Consider the following 24,421-nt stretch of genomic DNA (forward strand, 5'->3'; position numbering starts at 1 on the left):
ACCATGTGGTGTGAATACTCGTTTTTTTGAGTGTAACTCCATGATTAAGCAGATGTAGCCCATCATTCTTTCTTCCCTCGTCTGAGGAAAGCCAGTATCTTTTTCATCAAAAGATTCCTGCTTGCGGCATCCTTCACGCATTCAAACGGGAAGCCGAGTGCAAAGACCCGGTACGTGTCGCCCTCATAAGCCACTGAAGCCTGAGAGCCGGAAGCGTAGGCAAGGTGCTTGTGGTCAGACAAGGAGTCGGTGGAAAACAGGATGTCCGATGCCACGGAGGCATAATGCTTGTCGTTCACGTGCCTGAAGACGGACATTTGCATGCCGTTCCCTGACACGATGTCCATGGGCTCGTTCTTGCGGAAAGGCAGTGAATCGCAGTCCGTTCCGCCATACATTATGTGTAGATTGTCGGCAAGCCATGCCTGCTCTTCCTCTTCCTGCATGTCCGAGGCGATATAGCTTCCGCTGAGGAACAGCCCTCCTCCTCGCTCGATGAATGCTTCGATGCCTTCACGCATTTGCGGGGTGAACGTCTTGTAAGTCAGGAGCGAATAACCGTCATCCTTCTCGTTACCAAAGAGAATGTCAAGGACGCTCACACCGGTGATGTCCGTCTGCTGTGAGAAACAATCTGAAGAAAGGCTCACAACGTTATACTTTCCTGCGTTCCTGACGGCTTCCGCATGGGCAAAAGCGTAGTTGAAGTCATTGCCGGCAGTGAAGCGTCCGAGCAGGTCATTGTCTGTGAAGCCCAGTCCTGTGCCTTTTCCTGCCTGCGTTTTGTCGAAGACCTGCTGATGGCCTATCCATGCCGGAGTCTTTCCGAATGACAGTCCGACATCCGCATCGAGGTCAAATCCGCAGATGCTGTCAGTCTCCACTACAGCCGGTGACGACAATCGGTGGAAGGCATTGACAATCATCACTGTCTCTTTCGCCTCAGGAGAATAAAGCGCGACAAGCTCTTCCGTCGGGAAACTTTCACCTCCTCTGTTGGCGGCAGTGAGGCGGAAGCGGTAGAGAGTGTTCGGCGACAGGCGGATTTTGTGCTCTGTTCCTTTTATTATATTGCCGTTGTCGTAGCCACTGTTGTTGGTCCTTGTGTACAACACGTAGGAATCCGGAATGGCAGACGGTTCGAGGGAGTCGGTTTGCGCACTCCACCTTAATGTCAGTTCGCCACCTTTCAGCGTGGCGGCAGAGAAATTCTGCGGAGTGAGCGGCTGCACGGCAGCCTGCCTTCCGTCCCTTTCGCAAAGCCAGCGCAGTATGGTTTTGTAGATAGCACGTGAAAGAACAAACTTGAAGTTCGGGTCATGGCCGCATTTCAGGTCAGGGAAATTCTCGTGGGACATGGTCTCGAGTATCGCCGACGGCTGTGCCGGCAGGCGCGTCTCGCTGTAATTCCTGTCCCAAACCTCACGCACCACCCATTTCCCGAATGCCTTGTTAAGGTCTTTCGACACACTTTTCAGGAGTTCTGTCGCAAAGTCTTTCGACACGAAGCGTGGTCTTCCGTCCGCTGTCTCCTTATTGTTGAAGTCCGTTGTGCATATCGTCAGACTCCCATAGTGCGTCGTGAAATCGCGCAGCCAGCCGGCATCGCTGTGTATGGCAAGCTGCAAGTCGAGAGGGACATGCCCGAGATGAGTGTCTCCGCGCTGAAGGTTGATTTGCTGCAACGGTGTCCCGTTGACGCTGTCGAGTATGGCTGTTGCGGTCGAGTCTATGATAGCTTCGGACAGGCTGTCAGGGTATGCCGTGCCGAAACTGTCGATGTTCGCCTTCGTTATGCTGTCAACGTACAGCCGTACAGCATTCTCGGCAAGCGTGAGAGAATCGATGTCAAACACCGGATGCAGCGAGTCCGGCTGCTCCGTCGGGTTTGTCCGCGAACCGTACGACAGCCAGTTGGAGGCCAGCGAGCGGCAGTTGATGTCCTCGCTGTAATCGTTTTTTCCGGTTTTGGTCATGTACATCGCCTTTGGCACTCCTGCAAACTGTGTGTAGTAGCGTGCTGCCTCCAAGGCACGCGGCAGTCCCGAAGTCTTGCCGCCACGCCGGTGGTCGCCCATTCCGCCGCCGAAGCGCACGGCATCGGTGGTCACAACGCCTTTGTGCGCACTGTGGTTTGTCACGCAGACATAATTGTTTGTCGGAGCATTGGCCTCAAATTCAAAAGTGCCGAGGTACACCCATGTCGAACTGCCCATTTGTTGGTTGACACGGAACGTTGTGGCTGTCCCCTGGTGGCATACTATATATTCGGCATCGTCTATCGATTCCTCCACTGTCTGGTAGCTGACATAGACGGCATATTCTCCCTTTTCGCGAATCTTCGGGAAATAGAAAGCGCGCGAAATGTCCGTCCTGTTCCCTGTGCTTGTCCTTGCCATTCTTGCCGTCCCTGTTGCGAAAGGGCGGTCGCCGTCCTTGTAGCACATTCCCGTGGCGGCGAATCCCGGCAGCGGTGATGTCGTCCAGCCTGCCGCTTCCGCACTTTCTGAGTATCCTGATTGTGGTCTGTCGTTGTCGACGATGACCATGTTCGTCTGCCAGTCCCTCTCTCTCGGCACGAAAATGTTCGCTCCGGCGTTTTCAAGCATAGGGATGAGGTAGGGATAGACTATGGATTGCGTGAAGACATCCTCGCATGTGCCGTAGAGCTGTGCCCTTTGCCATTCCCACCTGTCCCTGCTGATGTTGTAGTACCTGCCGTGGCTTGGCCACACAGACAAATGCTTGCCTGCCAGACCGTTCTCGATTGTCGTCGCTTTGGATACGTTCCTGACCCAGGGCTGTTGGGCGTTGACGGGTAGTAATATATTGATTAACAGTATAGTTAGTGTTATCTTTCTAAGCATTTCTGTCATAATGTCGCAAGTGCCTTCTTCCTCGGTGGTGTGAAAGGTTACGTTTTATGTTGTAAAAGGTAACCTTTCGCATGGTAAAAGGTAACCCTTTGTTGGGTAAAAGGTAACCTTCTGCAAAGCCGAGGAAAACCTATATTATGAAGTTCTCTGGATGCTTGCCTTCAAAGGCAGTGTAATAGAGCTTTATCTCCTCCATGTCCTTGTCGATGTCGCCTGACGGGATGAGGGTCTTAGTGCATGTTATCACCCTTTTCCCGTAGTCCATGCCATAGAGTAGTATCGGCATTTTGGCTTTCAGCGCGATATAGTAGAAGCCCTTTTTCCATTCCTTTGTCGCGCTCCTTGTCCCTTCGGGAGTCACACAGAGCTTGAAACTCTCCTTGCTTTTCGCCGTTTCGGCGAGAGTGTCGGTCATCGACGTGCTCTTCTGCCTGTAGACAGGGATGCCGCCCATGCTCCTGAACAAGATGCCGAGAGGCCAGAAGAACCACTCCTTTTTCATGAGGAAATTCGTGTGCATCCCTTCCGCCATGGCAAAAAGCTGCCCTATGATGAAGTCCCAGTTGCTTGTGTGCGGTGCGAGGCAGATTATGTATTTGTCCGGATGCTCTTGGGTTATGTCCTTCTTCCACCCCATAAGCCTGTAGAGAATCCATTGGCAAAGTCTTTTCATGATGTTACGTTTTATGCAAGTGCAAATCAGGGTTCAAAGTTATAAAAAATCTCTCAGATAGCCTAATTTGCAAATAAAAAAGTTTTATTTTGGATTTTTTTTTGCTGTTTGTTCGGTTTTTTACCAAGAATTTGTTATCTTTGCAGGAAGAAAGTACGTATTGCGCCGGAACGCTGAGTGATGTTTTTGGCGGATTGTTTTGCGCGCCAGGTGCCGGAGAAATCCTTTGCCGCTTGCTGCGTACAATACAGTTGTGATAAAGATTTCATACGATAACATAAAACAAACAACAAGAACTATGGAAAAAAGTGCATTGCAGATTGCTCGTGCCGCTTACCAGCCAAAGCTCCCTCTCGCTTTGCGTGGCGCACTGAATGCTGTAGAAGGTGAGCCGACACAGTCGGTTGCCGACCAGGAGGAAGTAGAGAAACTTTTCCCTAACACTTACGGAATGCCATATCTTCGCTTTGAGCCGGTTGACGGTGAGATGAAGACACAGCAGATGAACGTGGGCGTTATCCTTTCCGGTGGTCAGGCTCCCGGCGGTCATAATGTCATCTCAGGTCTCTTCGACGGTATCAAGAAGCTGAATCCGGCAAACAAGCTCTACGGTTTCATCCTTGGTCCAAGCGGACTTGTGGAGCACAACTATATGGAGCTGACAGCCGAAATCGTTGACGAGTACCGCAACACCGGTGGCTTCGATATCATTGGCTCCGGTCGTACAAAGCTCGAGAAGAAAGACCAGTTTGACAAGGGTCTTGAAATCCTTAAGGCACTTGACATCAAGGCACTCGTAATCATCGGCGGTGACGACTCCAACACTAACGCTTGTGTGCTCGCCGAATACTACAAGGCCATCGATGCAGGTGTGCAGGTGATTGGCTGCCCTAAGACTATCGACGGCGACTTGAAGAACTCTGAGATTGAGACTTCATTCGGTTTCGATACAGCTACCAAGGTCTACTCTGAGGTTATCGGCAACATCATGCGCGACTGTAACTCTGCCAAGAAGTATTGGCACTTTGTCAAGCTCATGGGACGCTCCGCTTCTCACGTTACACTTGAGTGCGCTCTTCAGACACATCCGAACATCACCCTCATCGGTGAGGAGGTTGAGGCTAAGAACCAGACTCTTGACGACGTTGTGACATACATCGCCGATGCAGTGGCTGACCGTGCCACACGCGGCATGAACTATGGCGTGGTGCTTGTACCGGAAGGTCTTATCGAGTTTATCCCTGCCATCAAGAAACTGATTGCAGAACTTAACGATATGCTTGCTGCAAACCAGGCAGACTTCGACCTCGTTGCCGACGATAACAAGATCAGCTACGTGCTGAAGCACCTCTCTGACGAGAACGCTGCAATCTTCAAGAGCCTCCCTCTCTCTGTTTCACGCCAGCTCGCCCTTGAGCGCGACCCACACGGAAACGTGCAGGTATCACTCATCGAGACAGAGCAGTTGCTCGCAGAGATGGTTGGCAAGAAGCTCGCCGAGTGGAAGAAGGAAGGTCTCTTCAACGGCAAGTTCTCAACACAGCACCACTTCTTCGGCTACGAGGGACGTTGCGCTGCCCCTTCAAACTTTGACGCTGACTACTGCTACTCTCTCGGTTTCAACGCTTCCATGCTTATCGCTGCAGGCAAGACAGGCTACATGTCTTCCGTGAAGAACACATCCAAGCCTGTTGACGAGTGGATTGCGGGAGGTATTCCTATCACCATGATGATGAACATGGAGAAGCGTAACGGCGAGATGAAGCCTGTGATACGCAAGGCCCTCGTGGAACTGGACGGCAATCCATACAAGTACTTCGTTTGCCACCGCACAAAGTGGGCTCGTGAGACAGACTTCATTTATCCAGGTCCGATACAGTATTTTGGTCCGGCAGAGGTATGCGACCAGCCGACAAAGACACTGACTCTCGAGCACGAGTAATCCTTTCGCTATAAGCATGCATGACGCGCAGTGCCGGTGTTGTTCCGGGCTTGCGCGTCGTGTGATGTGTGGCTTATGGCTGCATGAATTTCATAACACGTTAAGTGGGAAAGAAAAGAACTACCAAAAATAAGAGAAAGCGACTCAGCCGCCATCCCAAATGGGTGTGGTGGCTGGGTGGCTTTTTGCTTGTGGCTGCCTACACATGGGCTTTCTGGTATTTCTTTGTCTCTCCGACATCCTTCCGCTGGCAGGCGCTGTACGGTGATGCCAATTATCCGGAAGGTTATGAAATCCATGGCATAGACGTCTCCCATTATCAGGGAGATATTGACTGGGCGTTGCTCCGTACGGCGAACATCAACCGCTGTCCCGTACGTTTTGTTCTCATAAAGGCGACGGAAGGCGCAAGCATTGTCGACGAGAACTTTGACGAGAACTTCTTCCAGGCGCGCGAACACGGGTTCATACGCGGAGCGTACCATTTCTTCAGTCTTAAGACTCCTGCCAAGCAGCAGGCGGAATTCTTTCTTGCAAATGTGCTGCTTGAAGCGGGCGACTTGCCTCCAATCCTTGATGTGGAGCATAAGGCGAAGGAACGTTCGGTGGAAGATTTCCAGCGTGATGTGCTGACATGGCTGCATACGGTGGAGAACAAATACCATGTCAAGCCCATTATATACACCTATTATAAATTTAAAGAGAAGTATCTCAACGATGCGCGCTTTGACGATTACCCTTATTGGATAGCGCATTACTACGTTGACACGATGCAATATAAGGGCAAATGGAAGTTCTGGCAGCATACGGATGCCGGCAGGCTGCCCGGAATAGAAGGTGAGGTGGATTTTGATATTTACAATGGGTCGTTTTATGACCTAAAGAAACTCTGTTTACCGGAAGATGACTGACAATAATATTTTCAAAGGAAAGAAAGCCGCATATTTCACGCTTGGATGCAAATTGAATTTTGCCGAGACATCGACATTCGCCGAGATGCTGGAGAAGAGGGGTGTCGTTGCCGCCGCAAAGGGTGAGCAGGCAGACCTCTGCCTCATAAACACCTGCTCTGTGACGGAGGTTGCCGACCATAAATGCCGACAGCAGATACATAAGATGGTGCGCAACAATCCCGGGGCTTTTGTCGTTGTGACAGGCTGCTATGCACAGCTTGAACCGGAGCGCATCGCAGCAATAGAAGGTGTTGACCTTGTCCTTGGCTCAAACGAGAAGGCAGACCTGATGCAGTATCTTTCTGATGCGTGGACAGAGAAGTCCGGTGCTGACTGTGGTGAAGGGCGTGGCACAATAATTTCGGAGAACCTTCATCGCCACCATAGTGTGAAGACAAAGGAAATCAAGTCTTTTGCTCCGTCGTGCTCGCGTGGCAACAGGACACGCTATTTCCTTAAGGTTCAGGACGGGTGCAACTACTATTGCACATATTGCACAATACCTTATGCGCGTGGAAATTCGCGCAACCCTTCCGTGGAATCACTTGTGGCACAGGCTCGTGAGGTAGCGGAGAGAGGAGGAAAGGAGATTGTGCTGACAGGCGTTAATATCGGGGATTTCGGTCAGACAACAGGGGAGACTTTCCTTGAATTGGTGAAGGCTCTTGACAAGGTTGAGGGTATAGAGCGTTACCGTATATCGTCGATAGAGCCGAATCTGCTTACCGACGAGTTGATAGAGTACTGTGCCGGCTCGCGTGCTTTCATGCCACATTTCCACATTCCCTTGCAATCGGGAAGCGATGAAGTGCTTAGGCTGATGCACCGCCGTTATGACACGGCTTTGTTCCGTCGTAAGATAGAGCTTGTAAAGTTATTGATGCCGGATGCGTTTATCGGTGTTGATGTAATGGTCGGATGCCGTGGCGAGACACCGGAATGCTTTGAGGAATGCTATGAGTTCATCAAGTCTCTTGATGTGCAGCAGCTTCATGTGTTCCCATATTCGGAGCGTCCGGGGACAGCGGCACTGAAAATCCATTATGTCGTTGAGGACAAGGAGAAGAAAGAACGCTCACATCGTTTGCTGGAGCTGTCGGACTTGAAGACCGAGGCTTTCTATAAGGGCTTTATCGGAAGGGAGATGCATGTCCTTATGGAGAAAGCTCCGAAGGGCAGGGCAATGCATGGATTCACAGATAACTATGTCCGTGTGGAGATTCCTGCCGGCATTGCCAAGGACGAGTATGACAATGAAATCTTGAAAGTAAGGCTTAGTGGCTTTAACAGCGACAAGACTGCGTTGATGGCAGAACTGTTGCCGTAGTCGTTTGTGTCATAATAAGAATGGGAGGATATATCCGTGATGAAAGTATCTGTTATAATCTTGAACTGGAACGGTGCTGCCATGATGCGCCGTTTTCTGCCTTCTGTTGTCGCTAACACTGATGGTGCGGAGATTGTTGTTGCGGACAATGGATCGTATGACGCCTCGCTTGCGATGCTTGCGTCCGAGTTTCCGTCTGTGCGTGTTATCCGCCTTGGCATGAATTATGGTTTCGCTGAAGGTTATAACCGTGCCATATCTGAGGTGGACAGTGACTATGTGGTGCTTCTCAACAGTGATGTGGAGACTCCGAAGGGCTGGCTTTCTCCTCTTGTTGGGTATATGGATGCAAATCAGGATGTGGCGGCATGTCAGCCTAAACTGTTGTCGTTCAATGATAAAAACTCTTTTGAGTATGCCGGTGGGGCAGGCGGATTCATAGACAGATTCGGTTATCCTTTTTGCCGAGGAAGGATTTTTGGCGTGGTGGAGAAAGACAAAGGACAATATGATGATGTATGCGACATACATTGGGCGACTGGCGCATGCATGATGGTTCGCAGGGATGTTTACATGGAGTCGGGAGGACTGGACGCACGTTTCTTTGCCCATAACGAGGAGATAGACCTCTGTTGGCGCATGCGTCTGTTCGGCTATCGCATTGTGTGTGTGCCGGACAGCTGCGTTTACCACTTTGGCGGCGGTACGCTTCCGCAAGGCAATCCGCGCAAGACATATCTGAATTTCCGCAATAATCTGACAATGCTTTATAAGAATCTGCCGGACACACGGATAAAAAGTGTGATGAGGTGGAGACTCGCCCTTGATTATGTGGCTATGCTGCAATCATTGCTAAAAGGCAATATTGCTGATGTTAAGGCGATAAGGGCAGCACGCAGGGATTTCAATGCTTGGAAGAGTGACTATGCTCCGATACGCAAGCGAATACAGGAGCGTGCCTGCAAGGATGATAATGTACGAGAGAGGTGCACAACTTCGTATTCAATACTTGTGAAATATTACTTGCGTGGAAAAAAATATTTCTCTGATTTATGATAATGAAGGATATGAAAGAAATGAGTATAAAGCAGAAACGTGTTTTTTATGCGTTGGCATGCGTTGCTGTGCTGTTGGTTGCTTTGGGCGTAGTCTATGCAGCTTCTGATGACGATAAAGGAGGAAATGCCGATGCCGATTCTGCCAAATGTATGACAGTTGCTGTCACCCCGACATTGGACTGTCTTCCTGTTTATGTTGCCGTGGAGACCGGCATTGCCGACGAACTGGGATGTGAATTGGGCTTACAGCAGCAGGCATCGATAGCCGATTGTGACAGTGCGTTGGTGGGAGGCTCGGCATTCTGTGCGTCAACGGACAGTGTCCGGGCAGCAATGCTTTTGGCAGGAATGAAGAAAGGTGTGAAGGAAAAATACTCAATCGTCAGGAATCCGAACTGTTGCCTGTTTCTTTTTGCAAATCGCAAGGCACGTGTGAAGAAAGTCTCGCAACTGAAAGACAAGATGATTGCCGTGGATCGTAAAGGGGCAGATGCCGTGATGGCACAGTATGTTCTGGATTCTGTGAAACTTGTTGATGACAAGGCGTTTCTTGTGAACATCCACAGTCTGAATGTACGTATGGCAATGCTTGCAAACAACACTATAGATGCTGCTGTGCTACCGGAACCACAAGCAACTGTTGCACGTAAGGTTGGGCATGAGAATCTTTATGCAGAATGCAGCCGTGGTGGAAAAACGTATGGGGCTTTTCTTGTGGAAAAAGAGAACAAGGAATTGTTTGTGAAAATCTATAACCGTGCTTGTGACTCAATAAACAAGAACGGAATAGCACATTATGATTCTATACTTGTGAGGAGAATGTCAGTGCCGGAAAAATTCGTGAAAGACATTCCAATAATAAGGTTTGTTAAATTATAAAAAAAAAAAGAATATCTTTCTTGATTTGGATTATTTTTGGTAACTTTGCAGCGGACAAAACAGATACAACACTCCCATTCGGATTTCGTGGAATATTGCTTTCTTCCAGATTCTGTGCAGAGTGCGTAAGGCGAGAATAAATAATAAAAACAATAACTAAAACATTAATTTATGTCACAGATTAATGGACACATCTCCCAAATTATCGGTCCTGTTATTGATGTGTACTTTGACACTAAAGGGCAGGACCCGGAGAAAGTGTTGCCAAAGATTCATGACGCTTTGAAAGTGAAGCGTCCTGATGGCTCGGACTTGATTATTGAGGTGCAGCAGCATATTGGTGAGGATACTGTACGTACTGTTGCCATGGATAATACTGATGGTCTTCAGCGCGGTCTTGAGGCTGTGCCGACAGGTTCGCCTATCGTCATGCCTGCCGGTGAGCAGATTAAGGGAAGAATGCTGAATGTTATTGGTGCTCCTATCGACGGCATGAAGAGCCTTTCACAGGAAGGGGCTTACCCTATTCACCGCGAGGCTCCAAAGTTTGAGGAACTTTCAACCTCAAAAGAGATGCTTGCAACGGGCATTAAGGTGATTGACCTTCTCGAACCTTACCTTAAAGGCGGAAAAATCGGTCTTTTTGGTGGTGCCGGTGTAGGTAAGACTGTGCTTATTATGGAGCTTATCAACAATATTGCCAAAGGACATAACGGTTTCTCTGTCTTTGCAGGTGTAGGCGAGCGTACTCGTGAGGGTAACGACCTTATACGAGAGATGATTGAGTCCGGTGTAATAAAATATGGTGATAAGTTCAAAGAGGCAATGGCTGAAGGCAAATGGGACTTGTCTCTCGTTGACCCTGAAGAACTCAAGAAATCACAGGCGACACTCGTCTATGGTCAGATGAACGAACCACCGGGAGCACGTGCTTCCGTGGCTTTGTCAGGTCTTACCGTGGCAGAGGAATTCCGTGACCAAGGTGGTGACATCTTGTTCTTTATTGATAATATCTTCCGTTTCACACAGGCAGGCTCTGAGGTTTCAGCTCTTCTCGGACGTATGCCGTCAGCTGTGGGCTACCAACCGACATTGGCATCCGAAATGGGCTCTATGCAGGAGCGTATCACATCTACAAAGACAGGCTCTATTACATCAGTACAGGCGGTGTATGTCCCTGCTGATGACTTGACTGACCCTGCACCTGCCACAACATTTACCCACCTTGATGCCACGACAGAACTTTCACGTAGCATTGCGCAGCTTGGTATATATCCTGCCGTAGACCCATTGGGCTCTACATCACGAATCCTTGATCCGTTGGTTGTTGGCAAGGCACATTATGATTGCGCCCAGCGTGTGAAGCAGATTCTTCAGCGTTATAAGGAACTACAGGACATCATTGCCATTCTTGGTATGGATGAGTTGTCTGATGAGGATAAGCTGACAGTAAACCGTGCACGCCGTGTGCAGCGTTTCCTCTCACAGCCATTCACTGTTGCAGAACAGTTTACAGGCGTGAAGGGCGAGATGGTTTCCATTGAGGACACAATAAAGGGATTCAACATGATTCTTGACGGTGAACTTGACGACCTTCCGGAGCAGGCGTTCCTTAATGTCGGTACTATAGAACAGGCGATAGAGAAGGGCAAGAAACTGCTCGCTCAGGCACAGGAATAAAATATCTCGGTTATGATTACTCTTAATATCGTATCTCCGGAAAAGGTAGTGTATGCCGGCGCTGCAGACAGAATTGTTGTGCCGGGAACAATGGGACAGTTTGAGATTCTTGAGAATCATGCCCCTCTGATTTCATCCTTGGATAAGGGTGAAATCAGATATGCCACTGCTGACGGCGAACATTCAGTTGCCGTGGAAGGAGGCTTTGTCGAGGTGAAGAAGAACCAAGTGGATATCTGCGTTGAGATTTAGAGTGGTGCTGTGAAGATTTCTGCATAGAATGTTCTTTTTTTGTTGAAGACAAGCAAGAATGAAAGCAAAGTGATGGATAAAAAAAATGTAGAAAAGGCATTCAAAAGATACATTGCACAACTCTTGGGCATTGCAATTGTACTCTGCCTGATAGCAGAAGCTCTGATGGCATTAGATGTTGTTGGGGATATAATGATGCCATTGACAGTCAGTTTGGTATTCATGTTGGTCGTTGGGATTGTGATTTCTTTCATTTGGAAGAAAGTCGCAATATCAAGTCCTGACTCTTTGACAACATTCTTTACTGCGGTCTCTGGTTTCAGGATGCTTATTGCTCTTGTGACCCTTTTGGGATGTTACATTGCAGTCGGGCGTGACAATATGGACAAGTATGTGATAGTCTTCATGGTGTTCTATTTCGCGTCTCTTGCACATCACTCAATGTTCTTTGCACATATTAATAATAAAAAGTGAAAAATGAAACGTATCAAGTCAATACTGCTTTTTGCTTTTCTGCTTCTGTCCGTGCTGCCTATGAAGGCAAACGGTGGTGGGCAGAAAGAGGAAGGCTTGAATATTCCGGAAATTGTGCTTGAGCATCTTGCCGATGCTTATGAATGGCACATCGCTTCTTATGAGGGAAAGCATTTGAGCATCCCATTGCCGATAATTGTGAGAAGCGAACAAACAGGTGAATGGACATTCTGTACAGCTCATAGTCTTCCGGAAAACTATTTTTTCAATCCTGAGAGCCATGGCAAGATTTATGAAAAGCTGGCTGACGGCACAACTGTGCGCCCGATTGATTTGAGCATTACAAAATCTGTTGCCCAGATATGGATTGTCGTAGCCATACTGCTCACTGTTTTCCTCGGTTGTGCGAAGTGGTACAAAAAGCGGGATTGCAGAAGCGAGGCACCACGAGGCTTTGTCGGGGCTGTGGAAATGCTTACAATGACAATTCATGATGACTTGTGCAAGAGCTGTATTGGCGAGAAACATTACAAGCCGTATGCTCCGTATCTCCTTACGGTTTTCTATTTTATCTTTACTACAAACCTTATAGGACTTATACCTATATTCCCGGGTGGCGCCAATGTCACCGGCAACATAAATGTAACAATGTTTTTGGCATTGTGCACAATGTTGGTGATAAATATCTTTGCAAATGCTCACTACTGGAAAGAAATATTTTGGCCGGAAGTGCCGGGACCATTGAAGCTGTTGATGATTCCGATAGAAATGTTCGGAGTCTTTACAAAGCCGTTTGCTTTGATGATTCGTCTTTTTGCAAATATGATGGCGGGGCATGCTGTGATTCTTTCATTCACTTGTGTGATATTTCTTGGTTGGTCAATGGGAGCAGCTTATGGACTTGGATTGAATTTGTTCAGTGCTTTAATGCTGTTGTTCATGAACTGTCTCGAAATTCTTGTTGCATTTGTTCAGGCTTATGTGTTCACGCTTCTCTCTGCTGTGTTCATAGGGCTCGCTCATGTAGAACATCATGAGGCATAGTGAATACTTGTCATAATAAGGACCGTATTGACATTCCTGACAATATTGACAAATTAACAAATTCTCATGTGAAAACACAAAAAGCAACGAACTCCTATAGATGCAAGTTGCATAAAACAGATAATAGATAAACAATTAATAACTTAAAAGTCAAAACTATGATTTCATTATTAGTAGAAGGTATTGCAGCTATGGGCTGTGGTCTTGGTGCAGGTATAGCAACAATTGGTGCAGGTCTTGGTATTGGTAAGATTGGCGGAAGCGCAATGGACGCTATTGCACGCCAGCCGGAGGCAACAAGCAAGATTCAGACAAACATGATTCTTACTGCTGCTTTCGTTGAGGGCTGTGCTCTTTTTGCTATCGCAGCCTGTGCATTCCTTATCAAATAAAGACAGAAATTCAAATAGAGGAGAATGGATTTAAGTAATTTGCCTGCTATACTCACACCGGACCTTGGGCTGCTGTTTTGGATGTTGCTGGCATTTCTTGTTGTCTTCTTCGTGCTTGCCAAGAAAGGTTTCCCTGCCATAGTCAATATGGTAGAGGAGCGCAAGGCATACATTGATGAGAGTCTGAAGAAAGCTCATGAAGCAAACGAGAAATTGGCAAACATTCAGGCAGAGAGCGAAAAGATATTGCTTGAGGCAAGGGAGCGCCAGTCACAGATTGTGAAGGAGGCTCAGGCTACTCGTGACAATATGATTGCTCAGGCGGAAGTCAAGGCACGTGAGGAAAGCGCGCGCATTATTGCCGAGGCAAAGGCTCAGATTGAGACAGAGAAGAAGAATGCCATCGCTGACATCCGTCAGCAGGTTGCTGTCCTCAGTGTGGGCATTGCCGAGAAAATACTGCGCCAGAAGCTTTCTGACGACAAGAGTCAGATGGCTTATGTTGACAAGTTGCTGGATGATGTTTCTTCTGATGCTAAATAAAAATAGAGTATGGATTTAGGCGTTATTTCAATTCGCTATGCGCGTGCCCTTTATAAGAGTGCCGTGCAGACGGGCTGTGACGAGGATGTCTACAACGACATGGTGACTTTGGCTAATGCGTATATGGATGTGCCTCAGTTGCGCCACACCATTGACAATCCGATGCTCCAGAAGGAGAAGAAGGAAAGTCTGCTCAAGGCTGCTTGTGGTACGAAACCGGCAGAATTGACAATGCGCTTTCTCAAACTCGTTTTGCAAGAGGGCAGGGAGACGGTGATGCAACTTATTGCTCAGTCATACATCACTCTATACCGCAAGCAGAAGAATATCATTCACGGACGTCTCATCACTGCCACTGCTGTCAGTACAGCCACAGAACATAAAGTTCGACAAATGGTTGAGCAGAGAACTGATGGCAAAGTAGAGTTTCTTACCGAGACAAACCCTGATATCATCGGCGGTTTCATTCTCGAGTATGACACTTACCGTATGGATGCCAGTGTGAAGTCACAGCTTCAGGGCATTCTAAAACAATTAAAGTAAAATAATGGACAAGATAAAACCAAGCGAAGTATCTGAAATTTTGCTTCAGCAACTCAACAGTATCGGAGCTGAGCATAATTTTGATGAAGTGGGTACTGTGCTTACCGTCAACGACGGTGTTGCACGTATCTATGGACTCAATAATGCAGAGGCAAATGAGCTTCTTGAGTTTGAGAATGGTACGATGGCTATCGTGATGAACCTGGAGGAAAACAATGTTGGTTGCGTTCTTCTCGGTTCGACGAGCGGTATCAAGGAGGGAATGAAGGTCAAGCGTACAAAACGCATCGCTTCCATTCGTGTAAACGACAATATGCTTGGTCGTGTCATCAATCCTATCGGCGAAGCTATTGATGGACTGGGTGACATAGACCTTACAGATTCGTATGAGATGCCTCTTGACCGCAAAGCTCCGGGCGTTATTTACCGTCAGCCGGTAAAGCAGCCTTTGCAGACCGGTATAAAGGCTGTTGACTCAATGATTCCTATCGGACGTGGTCAGCGCGAGCTTATCATTGGTGACCGTCAGACAGGCAAGACTGCCATTGCGATAGATACCATCATTAATCAGAAGTCTTTCTATGAGGCGGGCAAACCGGTATATTGTATATATGTTGCGATAGGACAGAAGGCTTCAACAGTGGCAGCTCTCGTGCAGAATCTCAAAGAAAGAGGCGCTATGCCATATACAATCATCGTTGCCGCTACAGCCTCTGACCCTGCTGCCATGCAGTACTATGCGCCTTTTGCAGGTGCTGCCATCGGAGAATATTTCCGTGACCGTGGCGAACATGCACTTGTGGTGTACGATGACCTGTCAAAGCAGGCTGTCGCTTACCGTGAAGTATCGCTCATCCTTCGCCGTCCGTCAGGACGTGAGGCATATCCTGGCGATGTCTTCTACCTCCACTCCCGTCTTCTTGAGCGTGCTGCGAAAATCAATGAGCAGCAGGAAGTGGCAGAGCAGATGAACGACCTTCCGGCATGTCTGAAGGGAAAAGTGAAAGGCGGTGGCTCACTCACGGCTCTTCCTATCATTGAGACACAGGCAGGTGACGTGTCGGCATATATTCCAACCAATGTGATTTCAATCACTGACGGTCAGATTTATCTGGAGTCAGACCTCTTCAACCAAGGCTTCCGCCCGGCTATCAATGTCGGTATCTCTGTATCTCGTGTCGGTGGTTCGGCGCAGATAAAGTCAATGAAGAAGGTTGCAGGTACATTGAAGATTGACCAGGCTCAGTATCGTGAGCTTGAGGCTTTCTCCAAGTTCTCAAGTGATATGGACGCCGTTACAGCCATGACTTTGGATCGTGGACGCAAGAACAATCAGCTTCTTATTCAGGCACAGTACAGTCCGATGCCTGTCGGTGAGCAGGTTGCCATACTCTATTGCGGTACACACGGTCTAATGTCAACGGTTCCGGTAGAGCGTATCCGTGAATGTCAGGACCAGTTCCTTGAAGTAATGCGTACACAACATCAGGATGTCATAGATTTCCTTGGTGCAGGAAATATTGATGACAAAGCAACTGATACTATAGAGAAGGTTATGGCAGATGTTGCCGGCTCTTTCAAATAGAATCAGGCATTGATTTTCCTGATGTATAATTCTTAATTTGAAAGCGTATGGCTTCATTGAAAGAAATAAAAGACCGAATAGCATCTATCAACAGCACCCGTAAAATCACGAGTGCCATGAAGATGGTGGCAAGTTCAAAACTCCACCATGCTCAGGTGATGATAGAGAATATGCTCCCATACGAAGGGATGCTGGAGCATATTCTCAAGACTTTCCTTGCCAGTGAGATAGATGCCCGGAACATTTATTCGGAAGAACGACCGGTGAAGAGAGTCGCAATTGTAGCGTTCAGCAGCAACAGTTCGCTGTGCGGCGGATTCAATGCCAACATCATCAAGGCGGTGCAGAAAGCTGTTGAGGACTATCGGGAACTCGGTTTAGAGAATATTGTTGTTTATCCTGTAGGTCGGAAAATAGCGGAAAAGGCTATCAAGTCAGGATTGATTGTGGCAGGTGACTTCAATAATCTTTGCGACCATCCATGTGTCGACGGATGTGTGGATATAGTTAAAGATGTTGCAGTGAAATTCCGCAATGGCGAGATTGACAAAGTGGAACTCATCTACCACCATTTCAAGAGTGCCGGTTCGCAGATTCTGAAGCGCAAGACTTATCTCCCTATTGACATCACGGAAGTGGATTTTAATGAGGATAAGGTGCGTGACCTGAAAACGCAGATAGCCACAAAGGAAACGCAGGAATATCTTGCACGGCGTGCCCGTGAGGAGGCTGCAAAGGCTAATGAGGAGGTTGCGCCTCTCAATGATAATTTCCTTGTGGAGCCAGACCTCTATACCGTTCTCAGCAAACTTATTCCTCAGTATCTCAAATTGCAGATGTATACTGCGCTCCTTGACAGCAATGCTTCCGAGCATGCTGCCCGCATGGTGGCTATGCAGACAGCAACAGACAATGCGGACGAATTGCTGCGGGTGCTCAACCTTCAGTACAATAAATCGCGCCAGCAGGCTATTACAAATGAATTGCTTGACCTTGCAGGTGGCTCGCAGAATTAGTTCTGAGTATTATTCTGAAAAATCCATTTCGATGGTTTATATTCATTCAAACGGCACCACACTTGATGCGTGGTGCCGTTTGATTATAAAAAGAACATTATCTTGGTTGAACGGCAAACGATGTCCTGAGGGCTGACCGGAAAGCGAGTGCAATAGCGAGCCGGTGTTTGGTTGCAACGTTTCGCTGAAATGGGATTTTGAAGTGTTGACTAAGTAGACAATATTTCAGAAATTAACAGCACCTTTATAGCCGGTCTATAAAGGTGCTGGTTTGTATTTATGGTGTGGCAATCAGTACTTTAATGAGCTTAGCTGCATGAAATCTGGTATTGGGTAGGTGTGCAGCCGATGTGCACTTTGAAATATTTTGCAAAGAAACTCTGATTGGGGAATGAAAGCATGTCGCTCACCTGTTGTATAGTATAGCGGCGGCTTCTCAGCAGCACTTTTGCTTCAAGCAATACATATTCGTCAATCCATTCCCCTGCATTCTTTCCACTCACTTTCTTTATCAGCATGGAGAAGTATTTGGAACTGATGTTCAGTTCCTTGGCATAATATTGTATGGTACGGTGTTTTCGGAAGTTCTGTTGCACGAGTTCTATGAAGCGGTCGTAAAGGCTCATTGGGCGGTCAGTGTTGCTTATCTTCTCTATTGGTTTCCTGACAAGTTCCTCCAATGCAATGGCGCATAGCACATAGGAATAGGCCTTGATAGCGAACTTGCGGAAAGGGTTGTCCGCCTGTTTTAATTTTTCCTTCATCTTCAGGTAGACATCAATGCATTCGTTCATCAAAGATTCTGTAAGAGTAATCTTGGGATTGACGGAGATTCTTTTATTAATGTTCATTGAAGCCTCAATGTGTTCTATCGGTGCAAAATACTCGTTGGAGAACGATATGACAGCCATGCGGACGTCATCGGACAAATCGATTATTTCCATGATTGCTCCGGGCAATATTGTAAGTGTCTCGTTTTTGCTTATCAGATATTCACGGAGGTTGATTCTGACCGTAAATGTTCCCTGCACACAGAAATATACAGTATTGCAAGTAATCCTTATCGGACACTTGATAAAGAACGAGTCAACCTCTGCCGGAATGGAATGGTCACAGAGATTGTCAATCATTAAAAACTCGTCGCCAATGTGGTGCACTCCATAGATTCGGGAGATGTTGTCAAAGTTAGACAGGATGAGAGGTTTGTTTTTCATATTGGACAATTTTATGCTGCAAATTTAGTTAAAATATATCAGATTTCAAACAAATTCGTCCTTTAGGATAATTAATAGTCCTAAAAGGACCACGGTGTTTCATTGATTTTTAAGAAATTTGCAGCCGAAATTATTTAATATGTTTTTAGTATGTACATGAAGAAAACATTTTACATTGCATTGGCGGTGCTCATGGGACTATGCTCATGCCGGCGCACCGCAGACAAAACATCTATGCACACAGTGATGGTTACGTGTCCTGAAAGTTCCGTGGCAAGTGACGGAGGCGAGGTATCTTTGCCAGGTACAATAAAGGAGGGACAGACGGTGCAGTTATCGTTCAAGACATCAGGGCAAATCATCCGTTTGGATGTCAAAGAGGGTGATTATGTCCGGAAAGGGCAGCTTGTTGCTACACTTGACGCTGCTGACTACCGGATAGCGTTGGATGCATCTCAGGCGCAGTATTCACAGATGAAAAGTGAGGTGGCACGCATCAAAACCCTCTACGAACGTAATTCTGTGTCGAAGAATGAGTATGAGAAAGCCGTTGCGGGATTGGAGCAGGCGGCTGCCGATCTGCAGGCGAAGAAGAACCAGCTCCGGTACACAAGCCTTCATTCTCCTGCAAGCGGATATGTGCAGCAGGTCGATTCGCACATAGGGGAAATGGTCAGTGCCGGTTCTTCGGTGGTGACACTGATTGATGTGGAGCGAATGGAGGTTGAGGTCGGACTACCTTATAAAATTTATCAGCAACGTGACAATCTGACCGGGTTCAAGGCTGTTGTCGGTGGTAAGGAATATCCGCTGACTAAGCTCAATGTCATACCGAAGGCCGGAAGTGCACAGCAATATACCATGCTTTTGGCTTTGCCTTCTGACAAGTCATTGAAAGAGTCGTCCGGAATAAATGTGGAGGTGAGGTTCTCTGTATCTGGTGATGGAGACAGCTTGTCGGAGATGACTGTGCCCGAGAGTGCCATCGTGTATGAAGGCTCACAGCCCGGAGTGTGGGTCTTGCGGCAGGATTCGACTATCGTTAGGAAACCAATAGATACAGGCACAGTGATTGACGGGCGTGTCCGTGTGCTCAAAGGGCTGAATGGTTCGGAGACAATAGTCAAGGCGGGTGTGAACCAGCTCCACAACGGCGAGAAGGTGAGAGTGCTTCAACAGAAATCATTAACCAATCCCGGAGGGCTGTTGTGATGAAAATTATCAAGTACCTTGTGGAACGGCCTACATTGATGTGGTCGTTTATGGCTGCCATAGTCATTGCCGGAATTCTGAGTTTCATACGTATGCCAAAGTTGGAAGACCCAGTTGTGCCTGTCAAACAGGCCGTTGTCGTGGTAGCCCGTCCCGGAGCTTCTGTGCATGAAATGGAGTTGCAGGTGGCGCAACAGGTGGAAGAATCGCTGCGCACCCTTCCGGATGTGCGGAAAGTTATGACCGACTGCCAGCAGGGACAGGCGATGTTCACGATTGAGTTTGAAGAGACTGTGCTGATGGACGAAATAGAGCAACATTTCGACATTCTACGCCGGCGTGTCAATGACCTTCAACAGTCGTTGCCTCCCGGTTGTGTGGCATCACTTGTGCTTGATGACCAGATGGATATATTTGGTATCTTCTATTCATTGCAAGGTGACGGCTATACATCTGCGGAACTCTATGATTATGCCAAACTGATACGCCGTGAGCTTCTTGGAGTGAAGGGCATAAAGCGTGTAAGCATCTATGGTGATAGGGAAGAGACGGTGAACATAGTGCTTGACAAGAGCAAGATAGCGGCAAACGGTCTTCTTCCTACTCAGATAATGATGGCATTGCAGGATGTATGCAATCAGGTAGATGCCGGCAAAGTGAATGCCGGGTTATCCAAATTGGCTGTCAGGGTTGACACAATGGTGTGCACGGTTGACGACATCCGCAACATTTACATTCCGACACTTGACGGAAGCCGTGTCCAACTCTCTGATGTGGCTAAGGTGGAACGGAGCTATACCACTCCTCAGCGCAATGCATGATTATGCTTGGAGTGTTGCTACTGTTGTTCGGAAAGTGGAACAAAGTCATCATAATCCTCCTGTGCATTCCGTTCCTGATGGTTGGAGTGGCTCCGGCTCTTTTCCTGACTTCCACGCCACTGACATTCATGGCAATAATAGGATTAATGGGACTGATGGGTATGATGACCAAGAACACCATAGTGCTTGTGGATGAGGCCGACCGTCTTGTGCGAGAGAATCACTGCACAGTGCGACAGGCTGCCATTGAAGCCACTGTGTCGCGTGTGCGTCCGGTGTTCCTTGCCTCGTTCACAACCATTGTGGGTATGGCACCGCTGATTCCTGACCCTATGTACAGTTCATTGGCAATCACAATCATGAGCGGACTGTTTGTCGGCACACTTGTGACATTGCTGCTCCTTCCGTTGCTTTATGTAATCTTGGTAAAAGACACAAAATAAGACAGAAAATGAAGACACATATTATTATAGCCTCACTTTTGCTGGCTGCTATTTGCCACGCCCAACCTCTTGTGCTGTCCCTGAAAGAATGCAGGAGCATGGCGCTGGGTCACAGTGAAGACATGAAAATCTCTTCCAACAACACTTTGCAGGCGGTGCTCGACCATAAAGTCGCACGCAACTCATTATTGCCGCAACTCACAGGCTCTGCCATGGGGATGTACATGGCACCGGACATGGATTTCGATGGAATGACACTGTCCATGAAAGGCACATGGACAGCCAGGCTTAATCTCACGCAGCCGATTTATGTAGGAGGGAAAATCATGTCCGGCATAAAGCTCGCAAAACTTGGTGTTGAGGCATCGCACGAACAGCTGAAAGTGACCCGCGCCAATGTGATTGCCGATGCGGACAATGCCTATTGGACATATATTGCTGTAATGGAGAAAAAGCGGATGCTGGAGTCTATGCTTGAATATATCAGCTCTATTTACAATCAGGTAAGAAACTCCGTTGATGCGGAAATGGCGATTTCCGCAGACCTGTTGCGTGTGGAAGCCAAGCGGAGTGATTTCAATTATCAGCTTGAAAAGGTAAACAATGGTTTGGAAATGTGCCGTATGAACCTGTGCAATGTTGTCGGTGCGGATTTCTCAACGCAGATTGTTCCTACAGACACCATAATAACTATTGATGGTTCAGCACACTGTTCTGTCGGAAAAGACCTGATTTCCAACCGTCCGGAATACAGGCTTTTGCAGAAACAGACAGACATTTCGCAGGAACAGGTGAAGCTGGCGTGTGCCGACTATCTGCCGACTTTGGCATTGTCTGCCGGCTATTCCTACTTCGGCAACCTTAAGATTAAAGGGTTTGCTGATGACGGAACAGGCAGGATGACTCCTTTTTCGGAACGTTACAATGATGATTCTTTCTCGCTGATGCTGTCATTGTCCGTTCCTATATGGAACCGGGGAGAAGGTCATAGGAAGGTGCAAAAGCAGAAACTTGCTGTTGAAGATGCCCGTCTTGACTTGGAAAAGAACAACCGCCTGATGTTGATAGAATTGCAGAATGCATACAATAATCTGCACTCTTCCGAATCATTGATAGCCACTGCGGAAGCCGGCGAACGTGAAGCGGAAGAGGTTTTGAGAGTGATGACCGACCGTTATGAAGTCGGAATGTGCACACTCACCGACTTGCTGGAGGCTCAGTCGCAATGGCATTCCGCACGTTCCAACAGTATAGAGGCAAGGACGCAATACAAAATCTACGAAACAGACTATCAGCGTGTTGCGGGATTGATGGAATGAGGGTTGCTGGTGTCTGTATGCTTGGTAATGCAGAACTTTATGATAATTACCGTATAAAAAATGAAAACAGTTGTTGGAAGCCACTGTGCAATAAAAGTTGGCTTCCAACGACTGTTTTTTTAGTTCAATGTGGTATCAAGATATAAGGAGAAACAGCGGTGGAGGCAAGTCAAAATTTTCCTGATTTCGTAAATGCCATCCCAAAAAATCGTCTGTAAATATATGAGCGATTCTTCAGGTATTCGACTGTTGCCCCCCCCCTTTACTTGATGTACAAGCAAGATGTGCTTAGAAGAGTTTACGAAAAATGGAATCCTCGATACGGTTGAATCTCGTAAGCGCGAAAACAAGGTCAAGTCTTAGCTCAGAACCATTGATAAATATGTTGCTGATCTGTTGTGGATAGCCATGGACTCTAATGACCGGTTTGGGTAAAAGGAAATTGTGGTTATTTCAGCCACCCGAGACGCATTGCCCAATCGTCAAGGACTTGCCGGCGATACTTGCTTACGGTGGCAGCACCTTGCCATTTGCCCTCAAAAAGGGAAGGGGATGTGCAGTCTGTCCACCATGATGTCCCGAGCTTGTAATCGGTCGGCGATGGTGCTCCGGGCCATTGGTTGTCCACTGTGAGAGTTCCTCTGATAGGTTTGAAGGCAGCGTTGTCACAGGTTATCTCATAGTTGAGGGTAGCTGTCTGTTTTGGGGAATAACGGACACAGTACTCGCCTTTGCCCATGTAATATCCCTGCCAGTTCTGCTTGTCTATAAAAAGATTAAAGCACGGAGAATATTTAGGGAGATTCAGCCTCTTGCCTTTGAATCTGAATTCCACCACGGAATACACCGGTACGGCAGCCGTTGGCTCTTTTTCAGGGTTAATTATTCTGCGCGATGAGTAGTTGGTCTTTTCAAAACTTCCGCCCCAAGAATCACCTTCCGGGCTGTCGGGATTGCCGTTCATCATATAGAGCAGTGACGGCGTGTCGCCCATTTTCACAACCCCTTTGTAATAATTGATAAAGTCCGCACCGATGTGTCCTGCTCCTTTCATGCAGGCTTCGTAATATCCTGCATGGTATCTGCAGCTGTCCTTCGTGTCAGAAATCAGTCCTCGATAGGAAGCGTTATTCTCTATCATCCATAGATTGGGGAAGTTCTCCGCGATATAGGCATAGCTGTTCACGCCCCATTTCTTGTTAGGGCCGCCTATGTAATACACGCGAATCTTTTTGACAATGTCCGGTGCATCGTGCAGAGCCTGCGCAACATCTTCGAGGGAGCCCCACACAAGTACATACAGCGGTCGGTTGTCTTTCTTGCGGGCGCAGCGTACAATCCATTCCGAGCCTTCTGTCGGCTTGTCATAACCCGCAAACGGTGCAAGTCCGTGGCGGCCTTGCTTGCAGAACGGGCGCAGTTCTTCCGGTGTTTTCAACTCTTTGCAATGCGATTTGAGTACAGGGAAATCCTTCTCATAAATGTCTATCATCCTCAGAATCTCTCTTTTCGAGCCATTGCCGAAGGACGGTGAAGAGACAAGTCCCTCTATGTCGAAAAGGTCACTGTACATGAGCAGATGCAGCATCGACTGGTTGTCGTCAGGGTCAGTGCCACCAATGTCGGTGCTGACGAGTATGCGCGGCTTCTGGTTCTGTGCAAAAGCAAAGCAGCAAGGTGCGATTGCAAGAAGCAGAATAAAGAGTCTTGTTTTCATAATTCGGTTGTTGTTTTATGTCATTAGTTAGCAATTATATGTCGTTGTATGGATTTATTTATCCTCGTGCTTTCCTGTCTTTTCAAACTTTTCACGGTTATTCATGATAGCTTCCATGTTTTTCAGTGCCCATTCTGTCAGCTCTTGAATTATAGGCACAAGAGAATGACCGATGTCCGTCAGACTGTATTCTACTTTCGGAGGCACGGTCGGATAAACCTTCCGTGTCACCAGACCATCGGCTTCCAATGTCTTTAGGGTTTCGGACAGGACTTTTGAGGAAATGTCGGGAATAAGTTTGCACATTTCGCTGAAGCGTATCGCTTCCTGCTCGCTTAATATCACGATGACAAGCAATGCCCATTTTGTGCCGAGTCGCGCCACGATGTTGCGAATCGGGCATATTTCGATGATAGAGTTATTGTTTCTGTTCTTCTGCATGTTTGGCAGGTAATTGA

At 47.6% G+C, this 24,421-nt stretch carries 23 protein-coding genes; 18 read left to right on the forward strand and 5 right to left on the reverse strand.

Annotated elements, in window-relative coordinates; all coding sequences use genetic code 11:
* Positions 1-62: 62 nt before the first annotated feature.
* Both E5358_RS03675 and E5358_RS03680 read right to left on the reverse strand, forming a co-directional pair.
* Positions 63-2,876: a golvesin C-terminal-like domain-containing protein gene (locus E5358_RS03675; protein WP_135938930.1), complete on the reverse strand. Its 2,814-nt coding sequence runs from the start codon at positions 2,874-2,876 to the stop codon at positions 63-65.
* Positions 2,877-3,006: 130 nt separating this feature from the next.
* A complete protein-coding gene (locus E5358_RS03680) occupies positions 3,007-3,552 on the reverse strand; it encodes a 1-acyl-sn-glycerol-3-phosphate acyltransferase (protein ID WP_135938931.1) in 546 nt (181 codons plus the stop codon).
* Positions 3,553-3,847: 295 nt separating this feature from the next.
* On the opposite strand from E5358_RS03680, the gene E5358_RS03685 reads away from it, so the two are divergent.
* From E5358_RS03685 to E5358_RS03750, 14 genes are all read left to right on the forward strand, one after another.
* On the forward strand, positions 3,848-5,491 hold the full coding sequence (locus E5358_RS03685; RefSeq protein ID WP_135938932.1) for a diphosphate--fructose-6-phosphate 1-phosphotransferase: 1,644 nt from the start codon (positions 3,848-3,850) through the stop codon (positions 5,489-5,491).
* Between the two features lie 104 nt (positions 5,492-5,595).
* Positions 5,596-6,402, forward strand: coding sequence for a glycoside hydrolase family 25 protein (locus E5358_RS03690; RefSeq protein WP_135938933.1), 807 nt, complete (start codon positions 5,596-5,598; stop codon positions 6,400-6,402).
* The gene (mtaB, locus tag E5358_RS03695) at positions 6,395-7,771 is read left to right on the forward strand and encodes a tRNA (N(6)-L-threonylcarbamoyladenosine(37)-C(2))-methylthiotransferase MtaB (RefSeq protein WP_135938934.1); all 1,377 of its coding nucleotides are present in this window, start codon (positions 6,395-6,397) and stop codon (positions 7,769-7,771) included. Before E5358_RS03690 ends, mtaB begins: the two co-directional genes overlap by 8 nt.
* A gap of 39 nt (positions 7,772-7,810) precedes the next feature.
* Entirely contained in the window at positions 7,811-8,827 is a 1,017-nt protein-coding gene (locus E5358_RS03700; protein ID WP_135938935.1) for a glycosyltransferase family 2 protein, read from the forward strand.
* Positions 8,824-9,708: an ABC transporter substrate-binding protein gene (locus tag E5358_RS03705; RefSeq protein WP_135938936.1), complete on the forward strand. Its 885-nt coding sequence runs from the start codon at positions 8,824-8,826 to the stop codon at positions 9,706-9,708. The genes E5358_RS03700 and E5358_RS03705 overlap by 4 nt, the downstream gene beginning before the upstream one ends.
* 171 nt (positions 9,709-9,879) lie before the next feature.
* A complete protein-coding gene (gene atpD, locus E5358_RS03710; protein ID WP_135938937.1) occupies positions 9,880-11,388 on the forward strand; it encodes a F0F1 ATP synthase subunit beta in 1,509 nt (502 codons plus the stop codon).
* A gap of 12 nt (positions 11,389-11,400) precedes the next feature.
* Positions 11,401-11,640 (forward strand): ATP synthase F1 subunit epsilon, encoded by a 240-nt coding sequence (gene atpC, locus E5358_RS03715; RefSeq protein WP_135938938.1) that lies wholly within the window; start codon positions 11,401-11,403, stop codon positions 11,638-11,640.
* Between the two features lie 69 nt (positions 11,641-11,709).
* A complete protein-coding gene (locus tag E5358_RS03720; RefSeq protein ID WP_422121054.1) occupies positions 11,710-12,114 on the forward strand; it encodes a hypothetical protein in 405 nt (134 codons plus the stop codon).
* Positions 12,115-12,117: 3 nt separating this feature from the next.
* Positions 12,118-13,158, forward strand: a complete 1,041-nt coding sequence (atpB, locus tag E5358_RS03725; protein WP_135938939.1) for a F0F1 ATP synthase subunit A — start codon at positions 12,118-12,120, stop codon at positions 13,156-13,158.
* A gap of 158 nt (positions 13,159-13,316) precedes the next feature.
* Positions 13,317-13,550: an ATP synthase F0 subunit C gene (atpE, locus tag E5358_RS03730; RefSeq protein WP_135938940.1), complete on the forward strand. Its 234-nt coding sequence runs from the start codon at positions 13,317-13,319 to the stop codon at positions 13,548-13,550.
* A 24-nt stretch (positions 13,551-13,574) separates the two neighbouring features.
* Entirely contained in the window at positions 13,575-14,093 is a 519-nt protein-coding gene (atpF, locus tag E5358_RS03735) for a F0F1 ATP synthase subunit B (RefSeq protein WP_135938941.1), read from the forward strand.
* Positions 14,094-14,102: 9 nt separating this feature from the next.
* A complete protein-coding gene (locus tag E5358_RS03740; protein WP_135938942.1) occupies positions 14,103-14,636 on the forward strand; it encodes a F0F1 ATP synthase subunit delta in 534 nt (177 codons plus the stop codon).
* Position 14,637: 1 nt separating this feature from the next.
* A complete protein-coding gene (gene atpA / locus E5358_RS03745; RefSeq protein WP_135938943.1) occupies positions 14,638-16,221 on the forward strand; it encodes a F0F1 ATP synthase subunit alpha in 1,584 nt (527 codons plus the stop codon).
* A gap of 47 nt (positions 16,222-16,268) precedes the next feature.
* Positions 16,269-17,237 (forward strand): F0F1 ATP synthase subunit gamma, encoded by a 969-nt coding sequence (locus tag E5358_RS03750; protein ID WP_135938944.1) that lies wholly within the window; start codon positions 16,269-16,271, stop codon positions 17,235-17,237.
* A 308-nt stretch (positions 17,238-17,545) separates the two neighbouring features.
* Here the strand turns inward: E5358_RS03750 and E5358_RS03755 are convergent, their stop codons facing one another.
* Positions 17,546-18,451 carry a helix-turn-helix domain-containing protein gene (locus E5358_RS03755; RefSeq protein ID WP_135938945.1) on the reverse strand — a complete coding sequence of 302 codons (906 nt, stop codon included), beginning with the start codon at positions 18,449-18,451 and terminating at the stop codon, positions 17,546-17,548.
* A gap of 156 nt (positions 18,452-18,607) precedes the next feature.
* On the opposite strand from E5358_RS03755, the gene E5358_RS03760 reads away from it, so the two are divergent.
* The 4 genes from E5358_RS03760 to E5358_RS03775 are packed head-to-tail and all read left to right on the forward strand — an operon-like array spanning position 18,608 to position 22,246.
* Positions 18,608-19,663 carry an efflux RND transporter periplasmic adaptor subunit gene (locus E5358_RS03760; RefSeq protein ID WP_168354572.1) on the forward strand — a complete coding sequence of 352 codons (1,056 nt, stop codon included), beginning with the start codon at positions 18,608-18,610 and terminating at the stop codon, positions 19,661-19,663.
* Positions 19,663-20,484 carry an efflux RND transporter permease subunit gene (locus tag E5358_RS03765; protein ID WP_277821151.1) on the forward strand — a complete coding sequence of 274 codons (822 nt, stop codon included), beginning with the start codon at positions 19,663-19,665 and terminating at the stop codon, positions 20,482-20,484. The genes E5358_RS03760 and E5358_RS03765 overlap by 1 nt, the downstream gene beginning before the upstream one ends.
* Entirely contained in the window at positions 20,481-20,927 is a 447-nt protein-coding gene (locus E5358_RS03770; RefSeq protein WP_135938948.1) for an efflux RND transporter permease subunit, read from the forward strand. The genes E5358_RS03765 and E5358_RS03770 overlap by 4 nt, the downstream gene beginning before the upstream one ends.
* Before the next feature lie 8 nt (positions 20,928-20,935).
* Complete coding sequence (locus tag E5358_RS03775; protein WP_135938949.1) at positions 20,936-22,246, forward strand: TolC family protein; 1,311 nt, start codon at positions 20,936-20,938, stop codon at positions 22,244-22,246.
* A 448-nt stretch (positions 22,247-22,694) separates the two neighbouring features.
* Here E5358_RS03775 and E5358_RS03780 read toward each other — a convergent pair whose 3' ends face one another.
* Positions 22,695-23,963 (reverse strand): nucleoside hydrolase-like domain-containing protein, encoded by a 1,269-nt coding sequence (locus E5358_RS03780; RefSeq protein ID WP_135938950.1) that lies wholly within the window; start codon positions 23,961-23,963, stop codon positions 22,695-22,697.
* 54 nt (positions 23,964-24,017) lie between these two features.
* The gene (locus tag E5358_RS03785) at positions 24,018-24,404 is read right to left on the reverse strand and encodes a winged helix-turn-helix transcriptional regulator (protein ID WP_135938951.1); all 387 of its coding nucleotides are present in this window, start codon (positions 24,402-24,404) and stop codon (positions 24,018-24,020) included.
* Positions 24,405-24,421: the final 17 nt, after the last annotated feature.

This window comes from Palleniella muris (assembly GCF_004792655.1).
Lineage (GTDB): Bacteria > Bacteroidota > Bacteroidia > Bacteroidales > Bacteroidaceae > Prevotella > Prevotella muris_A.